This window comes from Pseudomonadota bacterium, from assembly GCA_023229365.1.
Lineage (GTDB): Bacteria > Myxococcota_A > Polyangia > JAAYKL01 > JAAYKL01 > JALNZK01.
In genome coordinates, this window is record JALNZK010000053.1 from 15,707 (window position 1) to 34,718 (window position 19,012).

General features: G+C 72.8%; 14 protein-coding genes. 7 read left to right on the plus strand and 7 right to left on the minus strand.

All coding sequences use genetic code 11. From position 1 onward, the window contains the following. Positions 1-64 precede the first annotated feature (64 nt). Positions 65-541 (plus strand): hypothetical protein, encoded by a 477-nt coding sequence (locus M0R80_18960; protein ID MCK9461715.1) that lies wholly within the window; start codon positions 65-67, stop codon positions 539-541. A gap of 695 nt (positions 542-1,236) precedes the next feature. Here the strand turns inward: M0R80_18960 and M0R80_18965 are convergent. The 7 genes from M0R80_18965 to M0R80_18995 are packed head-to-tail and all read right to left on the minus strand — an operon-like array spanning position 1,237 to position 9,850. After that, a complete protein-coding gene (locus M0R80_18965; protein ID MCK9461716.1) occupies positions 1,237-2,100 on the minus strand; it encodes a patatin-like phospholipase family protein in 864 nt (287 codons plus the stop codon). Continuing rightward, a complete protein-coding gene (locus tag M0R80_18970) occupies positions 2,097-4,211 on the minus strand; it encodes a hypothetical protein (GenBank protein MCK9461717.1) in 2,115 nt (704 codons plus the stop codon). The genes M0R80_18965 and M0R80_18970 overlap by 4 nt, the downstream gene beginning before the upstream one ends. After that, the gene (locus tag M0R80_18975) at positions 4,208-6,007 is read right to left on the minus strand and encodes a hypothetical protein (GenBank protein MCK9461718.1); all 1,800 of its coding nucleotides are present in this window, start codon (positions 6,005-6,007) and stop codon (positions 4,208-4,210) included. The genes M0R80_18970 and M0R80_18975 overlap by 4 nt, the downstream gene beginning before the upstream one ends. Positions 6,008-6,017: 10 nt before the next feature. After that, positions 6,018-6,959 (minus strand): hypothetical protein, encoded by a 942-nt coding sequence (locus M0R80_18980; GenBank protein ID MCK9461719.1) that lies wholly within the window; start codon positions 6,957-6,959, stop codon positions 6,018-6,020. Positions 6,960-6,978: 19 nt separating this feature from the next. Then, on the minus strand, positions 6,979-8,292 hold the full coding sequence (locus M0R80_18985; GenBank protein ID MCK9461720.1) for a hypothetical protein: 1,314 nt from the start codon (positions 8,290-8,292) through the stop codon (positions 6,979-6,981). Next, positions 8,289-9,068: a hypothetical protein gene (locus M0R80_18990; protein ID MCK9461721.1), complete on the minus strand. Its 780-nt coding sequence runs from the start codon at positions 9,066-9,068 to the stop codon at positions 8,289-8,291. Before M0R80_18990 ends, M0R80_18985 begins: the two co-directional genes overlap by 4 nt. Further along, on the minus strand, positions 9,065-9,850 hold the full coding sequence (locus tag M0R80_18995) for an Hsp33 family molecular chaperone HslO (protein MCK9461722.1): 786 nt from the start codon (positions 9,848-9,850) through the stop codon (positions 9,065-9,067). Before M0R80_18995 ends, M0R80_18990 begins: the two co-directional genes overlap by 4 nt. Before the next feature lie 84 nt (positions 9,851-9,934). On the opposite strand from M0R80_18995, the gene M0R80_19000 reads away from it, so the two are divergent. The 6 genes from M0R80_19000 to M0R80_19025 form a co-directional block, all read left to right on the plus strand. Next, on the plus strand, positions 9,935-10,849 hold the full coding sequence (locus tag M0R80_19000) for an ABC transporter ATP-binding protein (GenBank protein ID MCK9461723.1): 915 nt from the start codon (positions 9,935-9,937) through the stop codon (positions 10,847-10,849). Beyond that, complete coding sequence (locus M0R80_19005) at positions 10,846-11,679, plus strand: hypothetical protein (protein ID MCK9461724.1); 834 nt, start codon at positions 10,846-10,848, stop codon at positions 11,677-11,679. The genes M0R80_19000 and M0R80_19005 overlap by 4 nt, the downstream gene beginning before the upstream one ends. A gap of 1 nt (position 11,680) precedes the next feature. Beyond that, positions 11,681-12,736: a hypothetical protein gene (locus M0R80_19010; protein ID MCK9461725.1), complete on the plus strand. Its 1,056-nt coding sequence runs from the start codon at positions 11,681-11,683 to the stop codon at positions 12,734-12,736. Between the two features lie 46 nt (positions 12,737-12,782). Further along, the gene (locus M0R80_19015; protein ID MCK9461726.1) at positions 12,783-14,159 is read left to right on the plus strand and encodes a nicotinate phosphoribosyltransferase; all 1,377 of its coding nucleotides are present in this window, start codon (positions 12,783-12,785) and stop codon (positions 14,157-14,159) included. 48 nt (positions 14,160-14,207) lie between these two features. Next, positions 14,208-16,961 (plus strand): hypothetical protein, encoded by a 2,754-nt coding sequence (locus tag M0R80_19020; GenBank protein MCK9461727.1) that lies wholly within the window; start codon positions 14,208-14,210, stop codon positions 16,959-16,961. A gap of 4 nt (positions 16,962-16,965) precedes the next feature. Next, on the plus strand, positions 16,966-19,012 hold a 2,047-nt coding region (locus M0R80_19025; GenBank protein MCK9461728.1), incomplete at its 3' end, for a hypothetical protein.

Below are 19,012 nucleotides of genomic sequence, written 5' to 3' on the forward strand. Positions count from 1 at the left end.
CACTTCCTGTCCCATCCCATCCCTACCTTTCCCTGCAGACGGCCGAGATCGCGAGGAGGTGGCCATGGGACGCATCGAGGTGCGCGCGTTCGAGAATGGGAAGCCGATCCAGTCGGCGGTCGCGGCCATGTGGACGGCGTTCCTCAACGGGCGCTGGACGCGCGATCGGCCGACAAAGCCGGGGAAGTACGTCATCGCGAACCGGAACGGGCGGGTGGCCGGCGAGGTGTTTGTCTTCTACGACAGCGAGATCGGTGATCTCACGGTCCGTGTCCGCGACAGCGCGTTGTGCTCGATCAAGGAACTCGACGAGCCCGGCATCTGGTGGTGGAGCAAGCCGATGCCGCAGCTGATGCCGCTCGCGGCGCCGAAGGAGGTCGGCGTGCGCCCACATTCGCGCCCTGCGGCGAAACTGAAGCACGTCACTTGTGAGACCACGGAGGTGCGGGAGCGTGCCCGACGGTACGAAGACGAACGGCGGCGCACGCCCATGAAGCAGGTCGGGCTGCACCCGATGCCGGACTGGGAGAAGGTGTCGTAACCTTCCAATTTACAATTTCCGGCGGCCGGGCAGAAATGCGGTTGGTCGAGTGAAGTCCTGTTTCGTCGACGAGTTCGGGCTGGAGCTGAAGGAAGTGAAGTAGGAGCGCCCGCGGCGCGCGTCGATTTTCCCATCTTGTTTTCGGGTACACCTGTGACATCCACTGCGGTTCGGCGGCCCAAGTCCGGTCGTGCGCCATATGGAGATTCTACTGACGAGGTGCGAATAGCGATGTGCCGCGTTAGAATCGACTGGTCGAGATATCTTTTCAGCAGACGAACACGGGGAGGGCCGCTGACATGGAAACGCTGAGGTTGTTGGCGACAGTGGTCCTCTTGACCGTATTTGCCGGCTGCTCTTCGGATCGACGATCGTCTCCCGCTCCCGACTGCGGCTGCGACGATCCGGACGGTGGAGAGTGTGTGGACACGGATCCGCCCGAACCGGACGGCGGAGTACCCGGATGGCGGATGACCGGCTTCGCGGCGGCGCCCGCGAAAGATCGCTCCGAGTCATTCGGCGGGGTGTTGATTTTTCACACCACACAGTGTGAAGATTTACCATACCGAACCGGGCCACCTTCGCCAAGGCTTCGGCGCGCTTTTCGATCTACGACGGCTTGCCTTTCGAAGGATCGAGCTCGCCAACCCATTGGCTCCGGCAGCCAAACCAACTGCTCCAGTTTACCAAGGCGCTTACGCCAGCCACTCGGTGCCGATGGGCGCGTCGCCCTTGGAGTCGAGGATGCTCGAGGCGCCCTCGCGGCCCGCGCGCACAGCCTCCGCGCCGCGCTCGAGGGAGAACGGGCCGAGCCTCACGGGCGGCGGGCCGAGCACGAGCACGCGCACGCCGGACTCCCTGAGGATCGCGACGGCCGCGCGATCGCGCTCGAGCCGCTCGTCCGCCGGGACGGCGGCGAAGAGCGACGACAGCCTCGGCAGGAGGGCGAGCGCCCCGCGGCGCTTCTTCGCGGCGGCGTCGCGCGGCGGCAGGTAGGAGACGACGACGGCATCGACGTCGCGGGCCTTGATGAACGGCGCGAGCGGCGTCTTCTCGCCGAACCCGCCGTCCCAGTAGCGGCGCCCGCCGATCTCGACCGGCTGGAACATGTACGGCACCGCGCACGACGCGTGCACCGCCGGGACCAGGGGGCCTTCGCCCAAGTGGCGCGTCCGGCCGTCGTCGATCCCGTAGGCGCCGACCGCCAAGGGCGTGCGGCACTCGGCGAACCCGTGGACGGGCAGGGCGCGGGCGAGCCGCGCCGCGAACCGCTCCCCGGCGAGGAAGCCCAAGCCGCTCCGGGTGAACGGCCAGCCCGGATCCCAGAAGTCGGCGCGGCGCACCGAGAGGAGCTCCCGCGAGATCTCGGCGGGCTCGAGCCCGGCGGCGTACATGGCGCCGACGATCGCGCCCGCGCTGTTGCCGGCGATCCGCGCGGGCCGGATCCCGCGGGCGGCGAGCGCCTCGAGAACGCCGGCGTGGTGGAAGAACCCGAAGAAGCCGGAGCAGAGGGCGACGCCGACGCGCGCGCCGCGAAGGCTGTCGACGCGCGCGGTCATTCGATCTCGAAGTGGATCTCGGCGGTGCCCGAGTTGCCGGCGCGATCGATCGCGCGCACCGCCGCGGCGTGCGGCCCCTTGGCGAGCCCCGCGGGCAGCGGCGTCGCGAACGACTCCTCGCGCTCGTCGAACATCTCGTCGTCGCTGCGGAGCGGCCACCACGGCTTGCCGTCCACCGACATCTCGAGCGCCGCGATCGTGGAGAACCCGTCGATCGCCCGGCCGCGGATCTCGCCCTTCTGGAAGGCGAGCCCGACGACCTGCGGCTGGTGGTTGTCGATCAGCACCGGCACCGAGATCATCTCGTCGCTCAGCGCGTCGCGCGGGTCGTTGGACGGCGTGTCGTCGGCGACGAGCTTCACCTCGTAGCGCCCCTCGGGCACGGTCTCCGTGTCCCACGTGAACTTCGGCTTGGTGAGCACTTCGTCGTCGCGGAGGATCGGGCGCCACGGCTTCTCGTTCACGGCGCGGTAGAAGAGCGTGAACCGCAGCTCGTCGTTGTCCGGGTTGTCGGTCTTCCAGGAGAGCTCGAGCTTGAGCGGGTTCTTCGCCGACGGCTCCGCCGCGACGGCGCGCGTGCTCGCCTGCGGGCCCGCGTCCGAGCCGCCGGGCTTCCCCTTGCCGGTGGCGAAGAACGGCGAGTCCGGGTTGAGCTCCGTGATCACCGCGCGCAGGTTCGCCTGCTGGTATGTCAGCTCGAGCGCGCGCAGGGAGGCTCTGACATCGGCCTTCCAGGAGAAGCGCAGCTGCACGTAGCGGCTCGGTCCGCACGGCACGCGCCCGCCGCTCGGGACGTCCGTGGACCAGTCGCTCCAGCTCTTGTCCGGCGTGAGCGTGTTGCCGCACCGCGCCTTGGCCGAGAGCGATCCGTCGCCGAACCACTGGAGGACGCCGAACCGCGCCTTGGACTCGGCGTCAAGCGGCGGAGTGAAGTACATCGCCTCGGCCGGGCGCGTCGCCTGGACGAGGTACGCCGAGCCCGCGTCGCCGGTGCCGGCGAGCTCGAGCCCGTCGCCGGCGAGCAGGCAGAGCGCCTGGCGCTCCTCGAGATCGAGCACGGTGTGCGTCACGCGCCCCGCGTCGACGGAGACGATCTTGCCGTCCGCGGCGAGCGCCGCGTACACGACGCCACCGCGGTCCACGGCCAGGGCGTTGACGTGCGACTTGGTCCGCTCGAAGACGCGCTCGTCCTGCCCCGACGGGTGCAGGAAGACGATGGCGCCGTCGCCGAGGCGCGATGCGCGGCTGGGCGGCGGCGTCGTCGGTGCGCCGGGTGCGGGCTGCGTCGGCTTGCTCGGGACCGGGGGCGGCGTCGAGAACTTGTTGACCGCGGCGACGATCGTCTCCCCGCGCAGGGCGAGGGCGCGGACCTCCGTGGCGTCGAAGTCGGCGCGCGCCACCGAGCGTCCGGGACCGGAGATCTCGAGGACGAGGGCGCCCGGGCTCGTGCCCGCGAGCAGGCGGTTCTGCCCGGCGTCGACGAGCGCGAGGACGTGCTCCTCTTCGGTGTCGAGGTACAGCGTCGGCTTCCCGTCCGCGCCGACGGCGTAGATCTGGCCGGTCGGGCCGGTGCCCGCGTACAGCGTGCGGCGCCTTGCGTCGAAGGCGAGCGCCCAGACGTGCTTCACCTCGTCCGGGAAGGTCGCCCACTTCACCGCCGTCAAAGGCTCGCCGCCGTGCACCTCCGAAGGCCGCGGGATCTTCCAGATCACCGCGTCCGGCAGCGACGCGGCGAACAGATCGCCCTTCGCGTCGAGCGCGAGCGCCGTGACCACGAGCTGGCCGGTCTTTGCGATCTCGACCGCCTTGCCGTCGTCGACCCGGAAGATCTTCCCGTCGTAGCCGGTGCCGAGGTAGACCGCGCCGTCGTCGCTCTTCACGGCGCTCCACACGAGCCCGATCTCGCCGATCTCGATCTTCACCGCGCGGCTGCCCAGCGTGACCTCGCCGCGGCTGGAGATCCGCGTGCCGCGCGCCTCGCCCTTGTCGAGCTCGTCGAATCCCGCGAGCTCCCAGATGCGCGTGCCGGCCGCCCCGGCCGGGCCGGCGAGCGTCGCGAGCGCGGCGACGGCGGAGGCGAGGGCGAGCGATCTCGTGAAGAAGTGCGTCATCGGTTCCTCCGCGGGCCGACGTGGAAGGTGATCGTCTCCTTGCCTGCGACCACGTGCGCCGCCGGGTACGTCTCGAACGAGACCGCGCGGTACGACTCGACCTGATCCGCCCCGAGGACGGGCTTCAGGGCCGCGGCCGCGGAGTCCGGCAGCCGGTCGATCACCCGGCCGCGCAGCGCGACGCACTCCCGCGGCACGCTCGTGCCGACCACGATCGACTTGGCCGGGAAGAACAGCTGGACGTTGGCGAGCAGGTCCTCGAGGTTCTGCGGCGCGCCCATCGGCGGGACGATCGCGTCACCGCCGCCGACGTCGACGGTCACGCTCGTCCCCTCCGGCACGTCCGGGACGCGGAGCGGGAACGAGGCGATCCGCTCGTCGCCGCCGTAGGAGCGCAGCTTGACGTGGATCGAGATCGTCTCGCCCGCGGCAGGCCTCTCGGCGGTGACGTAGGCGGCGATCACGGTGGAGACCTCGAGCCCGTAGGAGAGCCGCACGTCGAACTCGAGCGACTCGATCCGCGCGTCCTCGAACGGGTTGTCGATCACGGCGCCCACGAGCCCCGCGGGCCGGAAGTAGGTGGCGAGCGACGCGAGCCCCTTGCGGGAGGCGCCGGCGTCGCGCAGCGTGACGGGCTTCGCGCGGCCCTCGAGCCGCATCGTCCCCTCGATCTCCGCCGTGACGTCCTCGGTGTCGGACGCGGCGTTCATGATGATGTTGACCAGCGCCGCGTGCACGAGCCTCGGCGTGAGCATCCTGTGCGAGGCCACCTCCACCTCGTACAGGGCGTCGCGCCTGGCCCGGTCGTCGCGGACGCGGACCTTCACGGGGATCATCGGCGCGCGGGCGTCGGTCCGCGCCGAGATCGCGGCCTGCCGGTCCTGGCGCAGGGCGCCGTGCTCCGCGAGCGGGCTGCCGAGCTTGTTCGAGCGCGCCAGCGATGCGATCACCGTGTGGATGCGGGCCGTCGCCACGGGCAGCGATCCCTCGCCCATGTTGAACATGGGGTGTCCGAACGCCAGGACGTCCTCGCCGTCGACGTGGGTCACGGTCCCGATGCCGGTCGCGCTCATGTCGCCGCGGATTAGCTGCACGCCGATGGCGCCCCCCGGCACGAAAGCGCCGGGATCCCCGGCCGAGCCCCCGCCGCCGCCGCCCTGGGTCGGATCCAGGCCGAACGGCGCGAGCACCTCCTCGAGCATCCGCTGCGCCGCGCCGAGGAAGCCGGAGAGGGACAGTGGGGTCGCGGAGTAAGACAGGCCGCCGCCGTCGCGCGCGACGCTCTCGTGCAGCGTCTCGTAGGCGACCCTGCCGTGCCGCGAGGCGGCGTCGAACGGCGGCAGCGCGGCCGTCATCGAGAAAGGCGTGCGCTTCCCGGCGCCGCGGAACTTGCGCTCGAGCACCTCCATCATGTTCCCGATCGGCGTGACGCCGGCGAGCGGCTCCTTCTGGAAGTGCCAGCCGTAGGCGAGCGCGCCCGCCAGCCTGCCCTCGAGGTAGATCGGCGAGCCGCTCATCCCGCCGATGATCCCGGCCTTCTCGACGATCGGGTGGGAGCACCGGATGAGGATGATGCTCTGCCTGAGGAGGAAGTTCGGCACGACCGAGACGACCTCGACCTCGAACTTCTCGGGCGCGGTGCCGGAGAAGACCGTCAGACCGTACCCCTTCATGCCGGGCTTCACGTCTTCGACGGCGATGGTCCTCGCCGCGCCCGGCCCCGCGTGGGCGGCCGCCGAGAGCGTGGCGACGAGGGAGAGCGCGAGGAGCCTTGACGTTTTTCGAAATCCGTTCATGTGCGGGATCCTACTTGCTCGATTCCGGCAGGGACGCGATCTGCCGCTCGACCTTGACCGCGTCGCTGCGTCGGCCCAACTCATCGTACAGAGCGCGCACCCGGGTCAACAGCGATCGTTCCTTGGCGACCTGGCCGTCGCGATGCGCGAACCCCGCGAGCCTATGGAGAGCCCGCACCTCGCCGTCCTTGTCGCCGGTCTCGTGGAAGATCGCGAGCGCCTTGTCGAGCGTCCGGCGCGCGAGCCCGGCCTCGCCGCGGGAGTCCTCGGCGGCGGCGAGGAGCAGGAGCGCCTCGGCCTGGTCCCGCTTCTCGTGGGCCGCAGAGAACGACTTCGCGGCGTCGACGTACAGGGCGCACGCGTCGGGATAGCGCGCGCGGACGAAGGCGAGGCGGCCGAGGCGGATCTGGTACGCGCCGCGGAGCCGGTCGTCGTCGATCTTCGGCAGCAGCGTCTCGGCCTCGGCGAGCTGGCGCTCGGCCGCCGCGTAGTCGCCCTGGAGCTCCTCGAGCTCGGCCTCGGCGAGGTACACCTCGAAGCGGCCGCGATCGTCCGCCCGCACGCGGAACAGCGCCATGGCGTCCGCGTAGTCGCGCCGCGCGTCGACGTTCCGGCCGGCGTGCCGCGCGAGGTTGCCGCGCAGCAGCACGAACCGTCCGCGCGCCACGTCCCGCGCCGCGCCGCCCTCGGCCGCGAGCGCGAGGCCCAGGGCGACGAGGCGGGCCGCCTCCCCGACGTCGCCCCTGCCGCTCGCCGCGCGGGTGCGGGCCTCGAGCTCCCGGAGCTCGTTGTCGAGGGATTTCGCCTCGCTCTCCGTCGCCGCGCTCGCCGCGCCGCGCTCGTCGGCCCGGCTCCTGCTCGAGGCTTGGTCGGGCTCGCCGCCGCACGCCGAGACTGCGGCCCACGCCGCGAAGACGGCGCCCAGGCGCCGCATGATCAATTGGGTCGTCATCTGCCGCGCCCGCATTGTATCAGAAACGCCACGAGGCGGTGGCGCCGACGACCGCCTCCGCCTCCGCGTCGGGGTCGCCCGCGCGGGTCGCTTTCGGGACGAAGAAGAGCACGACGCCGGTTCCGGCCGCGAACGCCCCTCCCGCCATCATCGCCCAAGCCGCGGACTCCTCGGGCGAGGGCGAGCCGTACGTCCGCCCCAGCGCGAGCCCGGTTCCCCAGATCGCGAGCCCCGACGCGACGAGCGCCCAGGCCGTGCCGTCGCGATACCACAGCCTCTTGGGCTCCGGGGCGCCGCGGTCCGGAGCGGGCGGATCGCCGTCCGTCGTGACGCGGCGGGCGGAGTCGGCGATCCTCTCGGGATCGCGGGCGGGCGCCTCGCTTCGGCGCACGACGCCGGCCTCGTCCACGATCCAGATCTCCGTCGTCCCGGGGCGGCCGACGATCGCCAGGGCGCGACCCGCCCCCGCCGCGCGCGCGAGCGAGAACACGTCGTCCGCGATCTCCGAGTCCGTCGAACGGTCCTCCGCGACGAGCCTAGCCGGCCCCTCGCCGCGCTCGAGCGCGCACCTGCGCAGGGTCGGAAGGTCGATCGCGATCGGGTGATCGCCGACGACGACCTCGCGCACGAGGCTCGCCCTGCCGCCGCAACGGCTGTGCACGGCGTGGAGGCCCGGGCGCACCGGGTAGGTGCCGGAACCGGCTCCGGCGCGGTGGCCGTCGATCCAGAGCTCGCAGCCCGGGGCGCCCTCGAACGCGAGCGCGCCCGCCGGCTTCGGGAGCGTCGCGCGCTGCCGCGCGAGCTTCTCCCCCACCCACGGCGGGAAGTCCGCGGTCGGCGGCGTGAGCTCCTCGATCTCGGCCGCGGCGCCGAGCCAGCGGTCGACGCCCGCCTCGTCCTGCGATCCCCGGGCGGCGAGGGCGAGGTAGAGGCGCGCCTCGAACGCGACGCGTCGAAGCGCGGGATCCCGGGACATGAGCGCCGGCCTCGCGGCAAGCGCCGCGTCGATCGCGGTCCACCGCTCGACGGCCGCGCCCGGATCGCCGGCGAAGAACGCCTCGATCGCCGAGGCGTGGGAGGCGCGCAGCGCGTCTGGCTCGGCGGCGGCTCCGCTGTCGGCGAGCCGCAGTGCGGCCGCGAGCTCTCCCAAGCCGAGCGACGGCGCCCCGGCACCCTCGGCGGCAGCGGCGAGCTCGTCGGGCGCAGGCGCCCTGCCGCGATCGACGGGGACGAGCGGCGTGCGCGGATCCGGATCGCCGGGCCCTGCGGCGCCCGCCCTCGCGGCCGCGAGCGCCGAGAGCGCGAGAGCGACGGCGCAGAGGGATCGCCTCATGGCGCCGCCTCCTCGCCCCGGGACGCGGCGATGCCGTAGACGACCCCGAACACCACCGCGGCGGCGCCCGCGCCGACGAAGCTCCAGCCGAAGGGCGCGAGGTGGTGGAGCTCGTCGCAGTGGCCCGCCGCGTCGGGCGGGGTCGCGCAGTCGCCGTCGAGGAGGAGGAACGCCGTGCCGGCGGCGGCGAGCGCGAGCCCGAGGCCGCTCGACGCGATCGCGACGCGGACGGCGCTTCGGTTCGAGGGGGGCTTCTCCATGTCGGCCCACTGGAGGCGGGACGACTCGCCGGGCTCGAGCGCGACGGCGCGGCTCCGGGTCGCCGCGCCGACCGAGGCGCGCACATCGTGCGGCCCGGGCTCGACGAGCATCGGGGCGCCGTCCGCGCGACCCGGGAGGCCGTCGACGGTCACCGCGGCGCCGGTCGGCAGGCCCCCCACCGCGAGGCGGCAGGGTTCGCGGGACGCCGCGAACGCGGCGAGGCGCGCCCCGAGCGCGCGCGCGGCGACGACGAGCTCGCGCTGGGTGCACAGGGCGCAGACGACCGCGATAGGAGCGGCTTCGTCCGCGGAGCCGCGAAGGAGCGTGGTCGCCCCGTGCCGTTCGAGGGAGAGCCGGTAGCCGCCGCCGCCGCCCTTCGCGAACGCCTCGCGCGCCGGATCGCCCGGATCCGCCCCGGCGGGCGCGCCGCAGAGCGCGGCGGCGCAGAGCCACGCGACGGGCGCGACGAGCGGGAGGCGGGCGCGGGGCTCGGATCGGGCTTCGGCGGCGCTCATCTCGGAACTCGGAACTCCCTGCCGCAGCGCGGGCAGGTCACGCAGATCTCCGGCTGGTCCGCCCAGATCTCGCGCCGGGCGTCGTCCGGGAGCCGGCCGATCATCTCGACGATTTGGTTCTCGTCACATCGACATTCGTAGAAGACCGCGATATCATCGAGATACTTCGCGCGTTCCGAAGCATTGAACGAGAACAGCGCGGTGACGAGCTCGGCGTCGGGCGCCGATGCGAGCTCGGCGAGCGCGCCGCCGGGCATCGCCTGCACGAGCGCGCCGCGGCCGCCGTCGACGACCGCGAGCCGCGTGTCGATCTGCTCCACCTGCGCGAAGTACCGCTGCACCGACGAGACCGGATCGGCGGAGATCGGCACGAAACGGCTCTCGACGACCGGCCCGTCGCCCTTCCTGCGCTGCACGTGCGCCACGGCGCGGTCCGGATCCGCCGCGCGGGCGGTTCCGCACACCAACCCCTCCGGCTCGGCGGCGCAGAAAAGGCCGTGAGGGGCGCCGCTCGACGTCATCGTCCAGCCCCACGCCTCGCGCTCCGCGAGCGACACCGCGGCGAGGGCGGCGGCCGCCATCAGCCTTTCGAGGGCACGGGCGTCCCCGATCTCGTCTGTCGAGATCCCGTAGCGGGCGTCGTAGGCGCGCTTGCCCTCGAAGAGCGCGCCGAGCTCCCCGGTGACGACGAGCAGGTTCCGGTCGGTCCACAGTCGGCGCTCGCACACGGCGAGCCGGCGCCCAGCGCCGCCGCCCCGATCCGCTCCTCCGTCTCCCCGCATGTGTCGTATCTCGCACGGGTCGCGCGCCGCATCAAGGGTGAACGGACGAACCCCTCGCGGTCAAAACGTGGTATTCCGCGTGCCATGTCCATCGCCGTGCGCGCGGAGGGGGTCGCCAAGCGGTACGCCGGGCTGTTCGGCCGCAAGCCGAGCCACGCCCTGCGCGGGATCGATCTCACCGTTCCGGCAGGTACCGCGTTCGGGCTGATCGGCCTGAACGGCGCGGGCAAGACGACATTCATCAAGACGATTCTCGGGGTCGTGCGGCCGGACGCGGGCGAGGTCTCGGTACTCGGCGGCAGCCCGGAGGACGTGAAGGTGCGCGCGCGGATCGGCTACCTCGCGGAGCGGTTGTACCTGCCGTTCGCGCTCACTCCGCGGGCCTGGCTGTCGAGCGTCGCCCGCATCAAGCGGCTCCCGGCGAAAGGCGACGAGATCGAGAGGCAGCTCGAGCGTGTCGGCATGATCGCCGATGCCGGCCGGCGCATGAGCGGCTTCTCGAAGGGGATGAAGCAGCGCGTGGGCGTCGCGGCTGCGATGCTCGGCGCGCCCGCGCTCCTCGTGCTCGACGAGCCGACCGACGGCGTGGACCCGCTCGGCCGCGCGGAGATCCGGCGGATTCTCGAGGAGGAGAAGCGGCGCGGCGCGACGATCTTCCTCAACTCGCACCTGCTCACAGAGACCGAGCGGATCTGCGATCGGATCGGCGTGATCGCCGACGGCCGGCTCGTGCGGGAGGGCGCGCTCACGGAGCTGTGCGAGAGCCGGACCGCATGGCGCCTCGACTTCGCGGGCGGCGCCAGCCCGGAGCGGCTCGTCGCGGCGGGGCTCGTCGCCGTCGACGGCGGCGGGTGGCGGTGCGCGGCGGACGGCCCGGACGAGCTCGACGCGGTGCTCGGCGACGCCCGCGCGGCGGGTGCGAAGCTCGTCGGGCTCAGGCCCGAGACGCGGGATCTCGAGGACGTCCTCGCCGAGGCCGTCGGGAGGGAGGCGCGATGACCGCCCTCGTGGTCGCCTTCGATCTCCTGCGCGAGGCCGCGGCGCGGAAGTGGTTCCTCGCGCTCGGCGCGGCGACCACGCTCGCCCTCGTCCTGATAGGCGCCGCGCTGCGCCTCGAGGTCGTGGACGGCGCGCTCGCGGCGACGCGGTTCTTCGGCAGCTCCGTGGACGGCGACATCCGGGCCGTCGACGTGGCGCTGCGCCCGGTGTTCGAGGCGGCGGCGTACCTCGTGTTCTACGGCGGCGCCGCGTTCGGCGTGCTCGCGTGCGCCGGGTTCGGGCCGAGCCTGCTCGCGCCGGGCCGCATCGAGCACCTCCTGTCGCTGCCGATTCGGCGCCACGAGCTCCTCGGCGGCACGCTGCTCGGCGTGATCGCGCTCTCGCTGATAGGCGCGCTGTACGGGACGGGCGGCCTCACGATCATCCTGGGCGTCAAGACCGGCTACTGGTCGCCGCGGCTCGTCGTCGCGGGGCTGCTCGCGAGCCTGAGCTTCGCGTCGATCTACACCGTGATGCTGAGCTCCGCGCTGTTCGTCCGCAGCGCGCCGCTCGCGGGCGCGCTGGGCGGGATCCTGTTCGCGGCCGGGATCGCGGCAGGGCACCGCGGCGAGCTCGCGGCGCTGTTCGAGCCCGGGGTCGGGCGCTGGCTCTTCGAGGTCGTCACGGCGCCGCTGCCCCGGCTCTCGACGATCGCCGAGGCGGCCGGGGATCTCGCGGCGTCCCGGCAGATCGATCTCCTCGCGCTCGTGCGGCTCCTTGCCGGGCAGGTCGTGTTCGGGCTCGCCGCCTTCGCGCTCGGCGCCTGGCGGTTCGAGAGAAAGGACTTCTGAGGTGAAGCGTCGCCGAACGCTCTGGCTGGTCGCCGCGGTGGCGCTCCTCGCGCTCGCCGCCGCCGTCATGTGGACCGAACGGCCGCCGAAATCGGCGGAGAAGGAAGTGGAGTTCCCGTCGCAGCCGCGCGACGCCGACTGGGAGCGGCTCGAGCGCCACAGGCGCGCGCTCGTGCTCATGTCGGGGACCAGGGTGCGCGAGAAGGCGACACGGGATCCGATGCTCGTCGCGCTGTCCGGCGCGGCGGCGCGCGGCTCGTCGATCGTGTTCGAGGTCGCGGCGCTCGCCGACACGCCGATCGGCCGCATGGTCGTGGACTGCCTCGAGCAGCGGCCGGACGATCCGTTCGACAAGATGGCGCGTGAGGTCGGGTTCAATCCGGGCGAGGACGTCGATCGCGTCGGCGCGGCGGACGACCTCGTCGTCATGGGCGGCGACTTCTCGGGGTTCGCGGACAGCCCGCTGCTCGCCGAGCTCGGGAGGACGCAGCGGGGCGCGGCGACCGTGTTCACGCCCGAGGACGGCGGGGGCGGGATCGCGCTCTGGCGGGGCGAGCTCCTGATCGCGGCGGAGAGCGCGGACGCGCTCGACGAGGCGCTCGGGCTGCTCGAGGGAGAGATCCCGTTCGACGAGGACGCGATGCCCGAGTCCGATGCGTACGGCGAGATCCACGGTTCGCTCGATGTGGACGAGGCGGCGGGGCTCTTCGGGGACGCGGAGCTCGCGAAGCGGTTCGGCGAGGCCGCGGACGAGGTGAAGCTCCACGTCGACGCGAGCGAGGACGTCGCGATGGTCGCGGACGTGGCGGGCGGCGAGGCGGATGCGATGGCGGATCTCGGGCGGGCGCTGGGCGGCGCCATGTCGCTCGCGCGGCTCAAGGCGCGCGCCGAGGACGAGGACGCGCTCGCCGAGCTGCTCGACTTCGCGAGCGTTTCGACGGGGGGCGGCGGCATCCGGGTCGAGGTCGCGCTGCCGCTCGAGTTCCTCGAGCGCCACCTCGCGGACTGCAAGTGGGCGGGGGGTGGTGTGCAGCCGCTTCCGGAACCTGTAGAATGAGGCGGCCGCGCGGGGCGCTCCCGCCGCGGCGGCAACGAGGCACGCGATGAAGAAGATGCGATCCTGGTGCGAACCCGACGAAACGGCGCTGCTCACGGACCTCTACCACCTGACGACGGCGCAGTCGTTCCACGCGGAGAAGATGAACGAGGTCGCCGCGTTCGAGCTCTACTTCCGCTCCCTGCCCGACAAGCGGAACTACCTCGTCGCGAGCGGCATCAGCGAGGCGCTCGACTACCTCGAGGCGATCCGCTTCACGGACACGGCGGTGAACTACCTCGCGTCGCTCGCGCAGTTCTCTCCCGCCTTCCTCGACTGGCTCGCGGAGCTGCGGTTCACGGGCGACGTGTACGCGGTGCCCGAGGGCACGATCGTGTTCGCGCAGGAGCCGGTGCTGCAGGTCGTGGCGCCGCTCATCGAGGCGCAGATCGTCAAGAGCTTCCTCGTCAACATGGTGCACTACCAGACGCTGGTCGCCTCCAAGGCGGCGCGGGTCGTGACCGCGGCGGGCGGCCGCTCCGTGATCGACTTCGGCATGCGCCACACCCACGGCCCGGCGGCGGCGATGCTCGCGGCCAAGGCGGGCTACGTCTCCGGGATCGAGGCGACCTCGAACGTGCTCGCGGGCAAGGAGTACGGCATCCCGGTCGCGGGCACGATGGGCCACGCCTACGTCCAGAGCCACGACGACGAGGGGGAGGCGTTCCGCGAGTTCGTGAGGCTGTACCCCGAGACGACGCTGCTCGTCGACACCTACGACACGCTCGAGGGCGTGCGCAAGGTGGCCTCGCTGGCGAAGACCATGGGAAAGGAGTTCAACGTCCGCGCGGTGCGGCTCGACTCGGGCGACCTCGTGAACCTCTCGGAGGAGGCGCGGCGGATCCTCGACGAGGCCGGGCTCGAGCACGTGCGCATCATCGCCAGCGGCAACCTCGACGAGTACGGCATCGCGCGGATCGCGACCGCGGCCGCGCCGGTCGACGCGTTCGGCGTCGGGACGCGCCTCGGGGTGAGCCAGGACGCGCCGTACCTCGACTCGGCGTACAAGCTCGTCGAGTACCGCGGCGAGGGGCGCCTCAAGCTCGGCGATCTCGGCGCGGCGACGCTGCCGTGGCGCAAGCAGGTCTTCCGGCAGGTGGACGGCGCCGGCGGCTGGGTGCGCGACGTGATCGCCCGGTACGACGAGCGGCTGCCCGGCACCCCGCTCCTGGAGCCCGTGATGCGCGCGGGGGAGCGGCTGCCCGGCGCCCAGATCGATCTCCAGAAGGCCAGGGCGCGGGTGCGCGGACAGCTCGAAGCGCTGCCGCCGGCCCTGCTCGCCCTCGCGCCGGCGGTGCCGCCGTACGAGGTCGTTCCGAGCCCGCTCATCGTCTCGGAACGGGATCGGCTCGCGGGCCGATTCTCCTGGACTCCCGAGTCGTAGAAAAATGCAGCTAGTAAAATCCAATTAGTTTTATATTCTCGTCCAACGATGTCGGCTCTCAGCTCATTGCTGGTACAGGACCGCATCCTCAGCGTCACGCAGGTCGAGCAGGTTCTTCAACGCCAGGTGATCTATGGGGGTGACCTGGCCACGAACCTGCTGGAATTGGGCATGATTCGCGAGGACGCCCTCGTGGAATACATTGCGCGGGTCGTCCGGATGCCGGTGCTCGATCCCGTCTGGCTGGAAAACGTGCCGGAGGAGGTGCTCGCCCTGATCCCCCGGCAGATCGTGGCCGATCGGCGCATCATGCCGGTCGCGCTCGAGGGGGACAGCCTCACGATCGCCGCGTCCGGTCCTATCACGGTCGCCGCGCTCGACGACATCGCGTTCCTTTTGAAGTCGGAGATCGTGCCGCACCTCGTGCTCGAGTTCCGCCTCGGGATGGCGCTGCAGCGCTACTACCGGGTCCCGATGTCGAGCCGGACCGCGGCGCTCCAGCGCAAGCTCGTGCCGGGCTTCTCGGCCGACGTGCCGCCCGACGCGACGCCGACTGTGAGCGCGCCGCCGGCCGCTCCGGCCCCGGCGGAGCCTGAGCCGGAGCCCGCGCCGGAGCCTGAGCCGGAGCCCGCGCCGCCGGCCGCGAAGGAGGTGCGCCAGTCGACGCAGCGGATTGTGATCGAGTCGATCAAGGAGCGGCCGCGCTCGCTCGACACCACGATGAAGATCGTCACCGGGGCCGCGCGGGAGCCGGCCGTCCAGCTGGTGCGCGAGAACACGCTCGAGGTGCCGCTGGCGCCGCCGCCAGCCCCGCCGCCGCCGCCGGCCGCGGAGCCGAGGAAGCTCATCAGCTTCTCCGAGGCGTCGGAGCTCCTGCGCGAGGCCGAGGATCGGGACGCGATCCTCTCGCTGCTCATGGCGTTCTCGAGCCAGGCGTTCGAGTTCACCGCGCTGTTCGTCGTGCAGGACAACGCGGCGCAGGGGAGGATGGCGACCGTCCGCGGGAAGGCGCCGCACAGCCTCGAGACCGTCGCGGTCCCGCTCGGCGAGCCCGGCGTGTTCGAGAGCGTCCAAAGGACGCGTGGGTACCACCTCGGGCCGATCGGCGAGGCGGCCGCCGACCGCCGGGCGCTCTCCGACATGGGGCGCGAGGTCCCGCGCGGCTGCGCCCTGATCCCTGTCGTGGTCAGGGATCGCGTCGTGCTCATGCTGTACGGCGACTCGGGCGCGACGGGCGTACGTGCCAACCGCATCGCACGGATCGCCGAGTTCGGGCACCTCGTGGCGGCCGCCTTCGAGCGCCTCCTCCTCAAGCGGAAGTTCGGGCAGTACGGCAGGCCGTCCATGGTGCCGACGCGGCCGAAGGCCGGCGCGCAGGCGGTCCCCGAGGGGCGCGCGATCGTCGCCCCCGCCGCGGCGAAGAAGAAGGATCTCGGCGCGTTCGCCGGGCGCGCGAGCGCCGCCGAGCTCGGCCCGTCGGTCGAGGCCGCGTTCGCCCAGGTGACGGCCGCGCCGGCGCCGGCGTCCGATTTGCCGTTGCGCCCGATCCAGTCGGGACCGGCGGTGCGCATCCTGGCGCCGGCGATCATGTCCGCGCCCGTCACGCAGCCCGCGCCGCCCGCGCCGCCGTCGGAGCCGTCGGTCGATCCCGAGCTCGTCCGAAAGGTCGAGGTGATCACGGTCCGCAACTCCGCGCCGCCTCCCGTCGCCACCGGCCGGACCGTCTTCCGCTCGGCCGTCGTCCCCGCGGCCCCCGTGGCGCAGGAGCCCGCTACCGAGGGCCCGCCTGCGCCGCCGCCGCCCCGCGCTCGGATCTCCGAGCCCCCGGCGGGAGGCCCGGGCGTGTACATGGAGATCGTCGGGGAGCGTTCTGCTCCCGTGTCGCACAGGCCCGCCGTGTCGAGCACCGTACGCGTCGAGATGCGCGAGGAGATCGAGCACCTCGTGTCGCGCGTGCAGGAGCGGGGGAGGTTCGACGAGGCCTCGGCGCGGCTGCTCGTGGGCATGGGGGACGACGCGATCGTCGAGATGATCCGCCGCTTCCCCGGGCCGCTGGACTGCGATCGGTACCAGGAGTCGTCGCGGCTCAAGCGGGTCGGCCAGCACGGGCCGCTCCTGCGGGCGCTCCTCATGTTCGGGGTGCAGGCGGCGCCGTACGTTGCGCCGATGATGGACAGCTTCGATTCCGAGATCCGGTTCTACGCGACTTTCTTCTTTTCCGAGGTGCCGGCGCCGGACGCGCTGCCCGGGCTCGTCAAGCGGCTGTTCGACGGGGATCGACAGATCCGGGTCGTCGCGCTCGACGTCATCAAGAGCTTCGAGGCGTACCCGGAGTACGTCTGGACCGTCCAGGAGATCGCCGCGATCCTGCGCAGCTCGAGCTCGAGCCTCGAGAAGAAGCGGCTCGCGGCGGACGCGCTCGGCGAGCTCAGGCACCCGGTTGCGATCCGGCCGCTCGCGGAGATGCTCGGTTCCGTCGACGGCATCCTGGCGGAGCGCTGCCAGCGCGCGCTCGTGAAGATCACCTTCACGGACTTCGGGTTCTCCGAGCGGCGGTGGATCGCGTGGTTCGTGGCGAACGCCGGGGTCCACCGCATCGAGTGGGCGCTCGCGTCGATCAACCACAGGGTCGAGGAGATCCGGCTGAGCGCCGTCGAGGAGCTTCGCCGCATGGTGGGCGGGGCGATCGAGTGGCCGCGCGGGCCGATGGATCACCGCCTGCGCAAGGAGATCCGGAGGCGCGTGCTCTCATGGTGGGAGCGCGAGGGCAAGGCGCTGAACCCGATCGCGGCAGTCGAGTGAGGGCATGGACGAGGCGTTGGACCATACGCTAGCGGAGTACTGGAACCGGGTCGCGGACGATCTCGCGAGCGAGGTCGAGGTGAGCCAGGGCCCCGGCGGAGTGCGCCTGCGCCTCGAGCTGTACCGCGTCCTCGCGGATCGGCTCGGGCGCGACACCGCGGGGCGCGCCCACCTCGACGCCACCGTCGCCGTCGCGCCGGACGATCCGGACGTGGTCTTCACGTCGTTCCGAGCCTCCGCCGCGAGGGACTCGCGGACCCGGGCAGCCTCACTGGAGCGGCTCGCGGGCATCCTCGAGGATCCGGAGGACGTCGCGGCCGCGAATCTCGCGACGGCGCAGCTGCGGCATCGCCTGCTCGACGACCCCGCCGGAGCGGATCTCGATCGCGCGGCGGCGGAACAAGCGGCGCCCGAGTCGCGGAACGTGCTGGTCGCGGCGGCGCTGCTCGCGCTCGCGCGCAAGGACGACGGCGAGGCGTTGGAGCTCCTCGAGAAGCTCGCGCACAAGACCACGGACGAGGCGTGGCGCGTGGCGCTGTCGGCGGAACGCGCGATGCTGCTCGCGGAGCGCGGGGCGCCCGCCGACGCGATCGGGAGGGCGCTGCAGGAGGTGCTCGGTGCCGCCCGCGCGGACCATGTCGCGCTCGCGACCGCCCTGCGGATCGCGGCCAGCTGCGGCCTCCACGAGATCGAGTCGGGCGCGCTCCTGCGGATGGCCGAGGCCGCCATGACGCCCGAGCCGGATGCTTCGGCGGAACACCCCGCAGGGCGATCGTGGGACGGTTTCGAGCGCGGCGCGGCGGCTGCGGCGGGGCTGCTCTGGTCAGCGGCGCTCGTCCGGGAGCGGCGGCTGGGGGATCCGGCCGGGGCGCTCGCGCTCGTGCGGCGCGCGGCGGAGATATCGGCGACCCCCGCGCTGGCCTCCGAGGAGTCGAGGCTCCTCGCCGCCCTGGGGCGCTCCGAAGAGGCGCTGGCCGCGCTGCCGAAGGACGCCTCCCACGCCTGGCGCGCGCTGCTCGCCCTGCGCGCGCACAGTGGCGCCGAGGCGCTCGACGCCGCGTCGCGGATCGCCTCCTCGCCGCTTGGGGAGGGGCTGCTCGCCGTGGCGACGACCGCCGAAGGCGGCGGCGCGGTCTCGGACGAGCTGATCGGCGATCCGCTCACGTGGCTGTGCACGCACCCGGGACACCCGGACGCCCCGTTGACCGCGGCCGAGCTCGAGCGCGCCGGGACGAAGGTCCCGTTCTCCCGCCAGCTGTCGCTCGAGACGTGCGAGCCGGACGCGGCCTGGCCGACTGCGGAGGATCGCGCGGGCGATGCTCCGTGGGCCGCGGCGGCGGATGCGGTGCTCGGGAGCGCGGTGGGAACGGCGGACGCCTTCCTGGCGTGGGCGGAGCGCACGGCGTCCCCCGCGCTCGCGAGCTCCCTGCGCGAAGCCGCGGCGCGGGCCGCGGAGGACGCCGGAGAGCTCGAGCGTGCCCTCGAGATCGCGATCCTGACGGGCGACACGACCCAGCGACAGGTCGGCCGCCTCCTGCGGCGCATGGCCCGGTTCGAGGAGCTCGACGCGCACCTCGCCGAGACGGCGCCGGTGAGCGATCCCGCGGGCAGGGCGAGGGCGTTCCACGAGCGGTCTTTGATCGCGGAGTACTTCCTCGACGACACATCCGGCGCGGCCGATGTCTTGGCCGAGGCGATCGCGGTCGCACCCGAGGGCGCGGAGATCCCCGAGTTCCTGCGGTTCCGGCTGGCGCTGCGCAGTTCCGATCTCCCGGCCGCGTCCGACGCGCTCGAGAGCTTGGCCGACGCGGCGGGCGCCGACGCCCCGCGCCTGCACCTGCTCGCCGGCGAGCTCCTGCTGTTCGCGCTCGGCCGCGTTTCGGAATCCGTGCGGCACTTCGAGGCGGCGACCGCTCTCGACGGCGCGCTCGGGCTCGCGGCGCGGCTCTGCCTGGCGCTCGCGCAGGGGATCGCCGACGACGTCGCGGCCTTGGACGCGCTCTACTCCGCGGCGCGGCGCGAAGGGCCCACGGCGCTCGACGAGCTCTGGG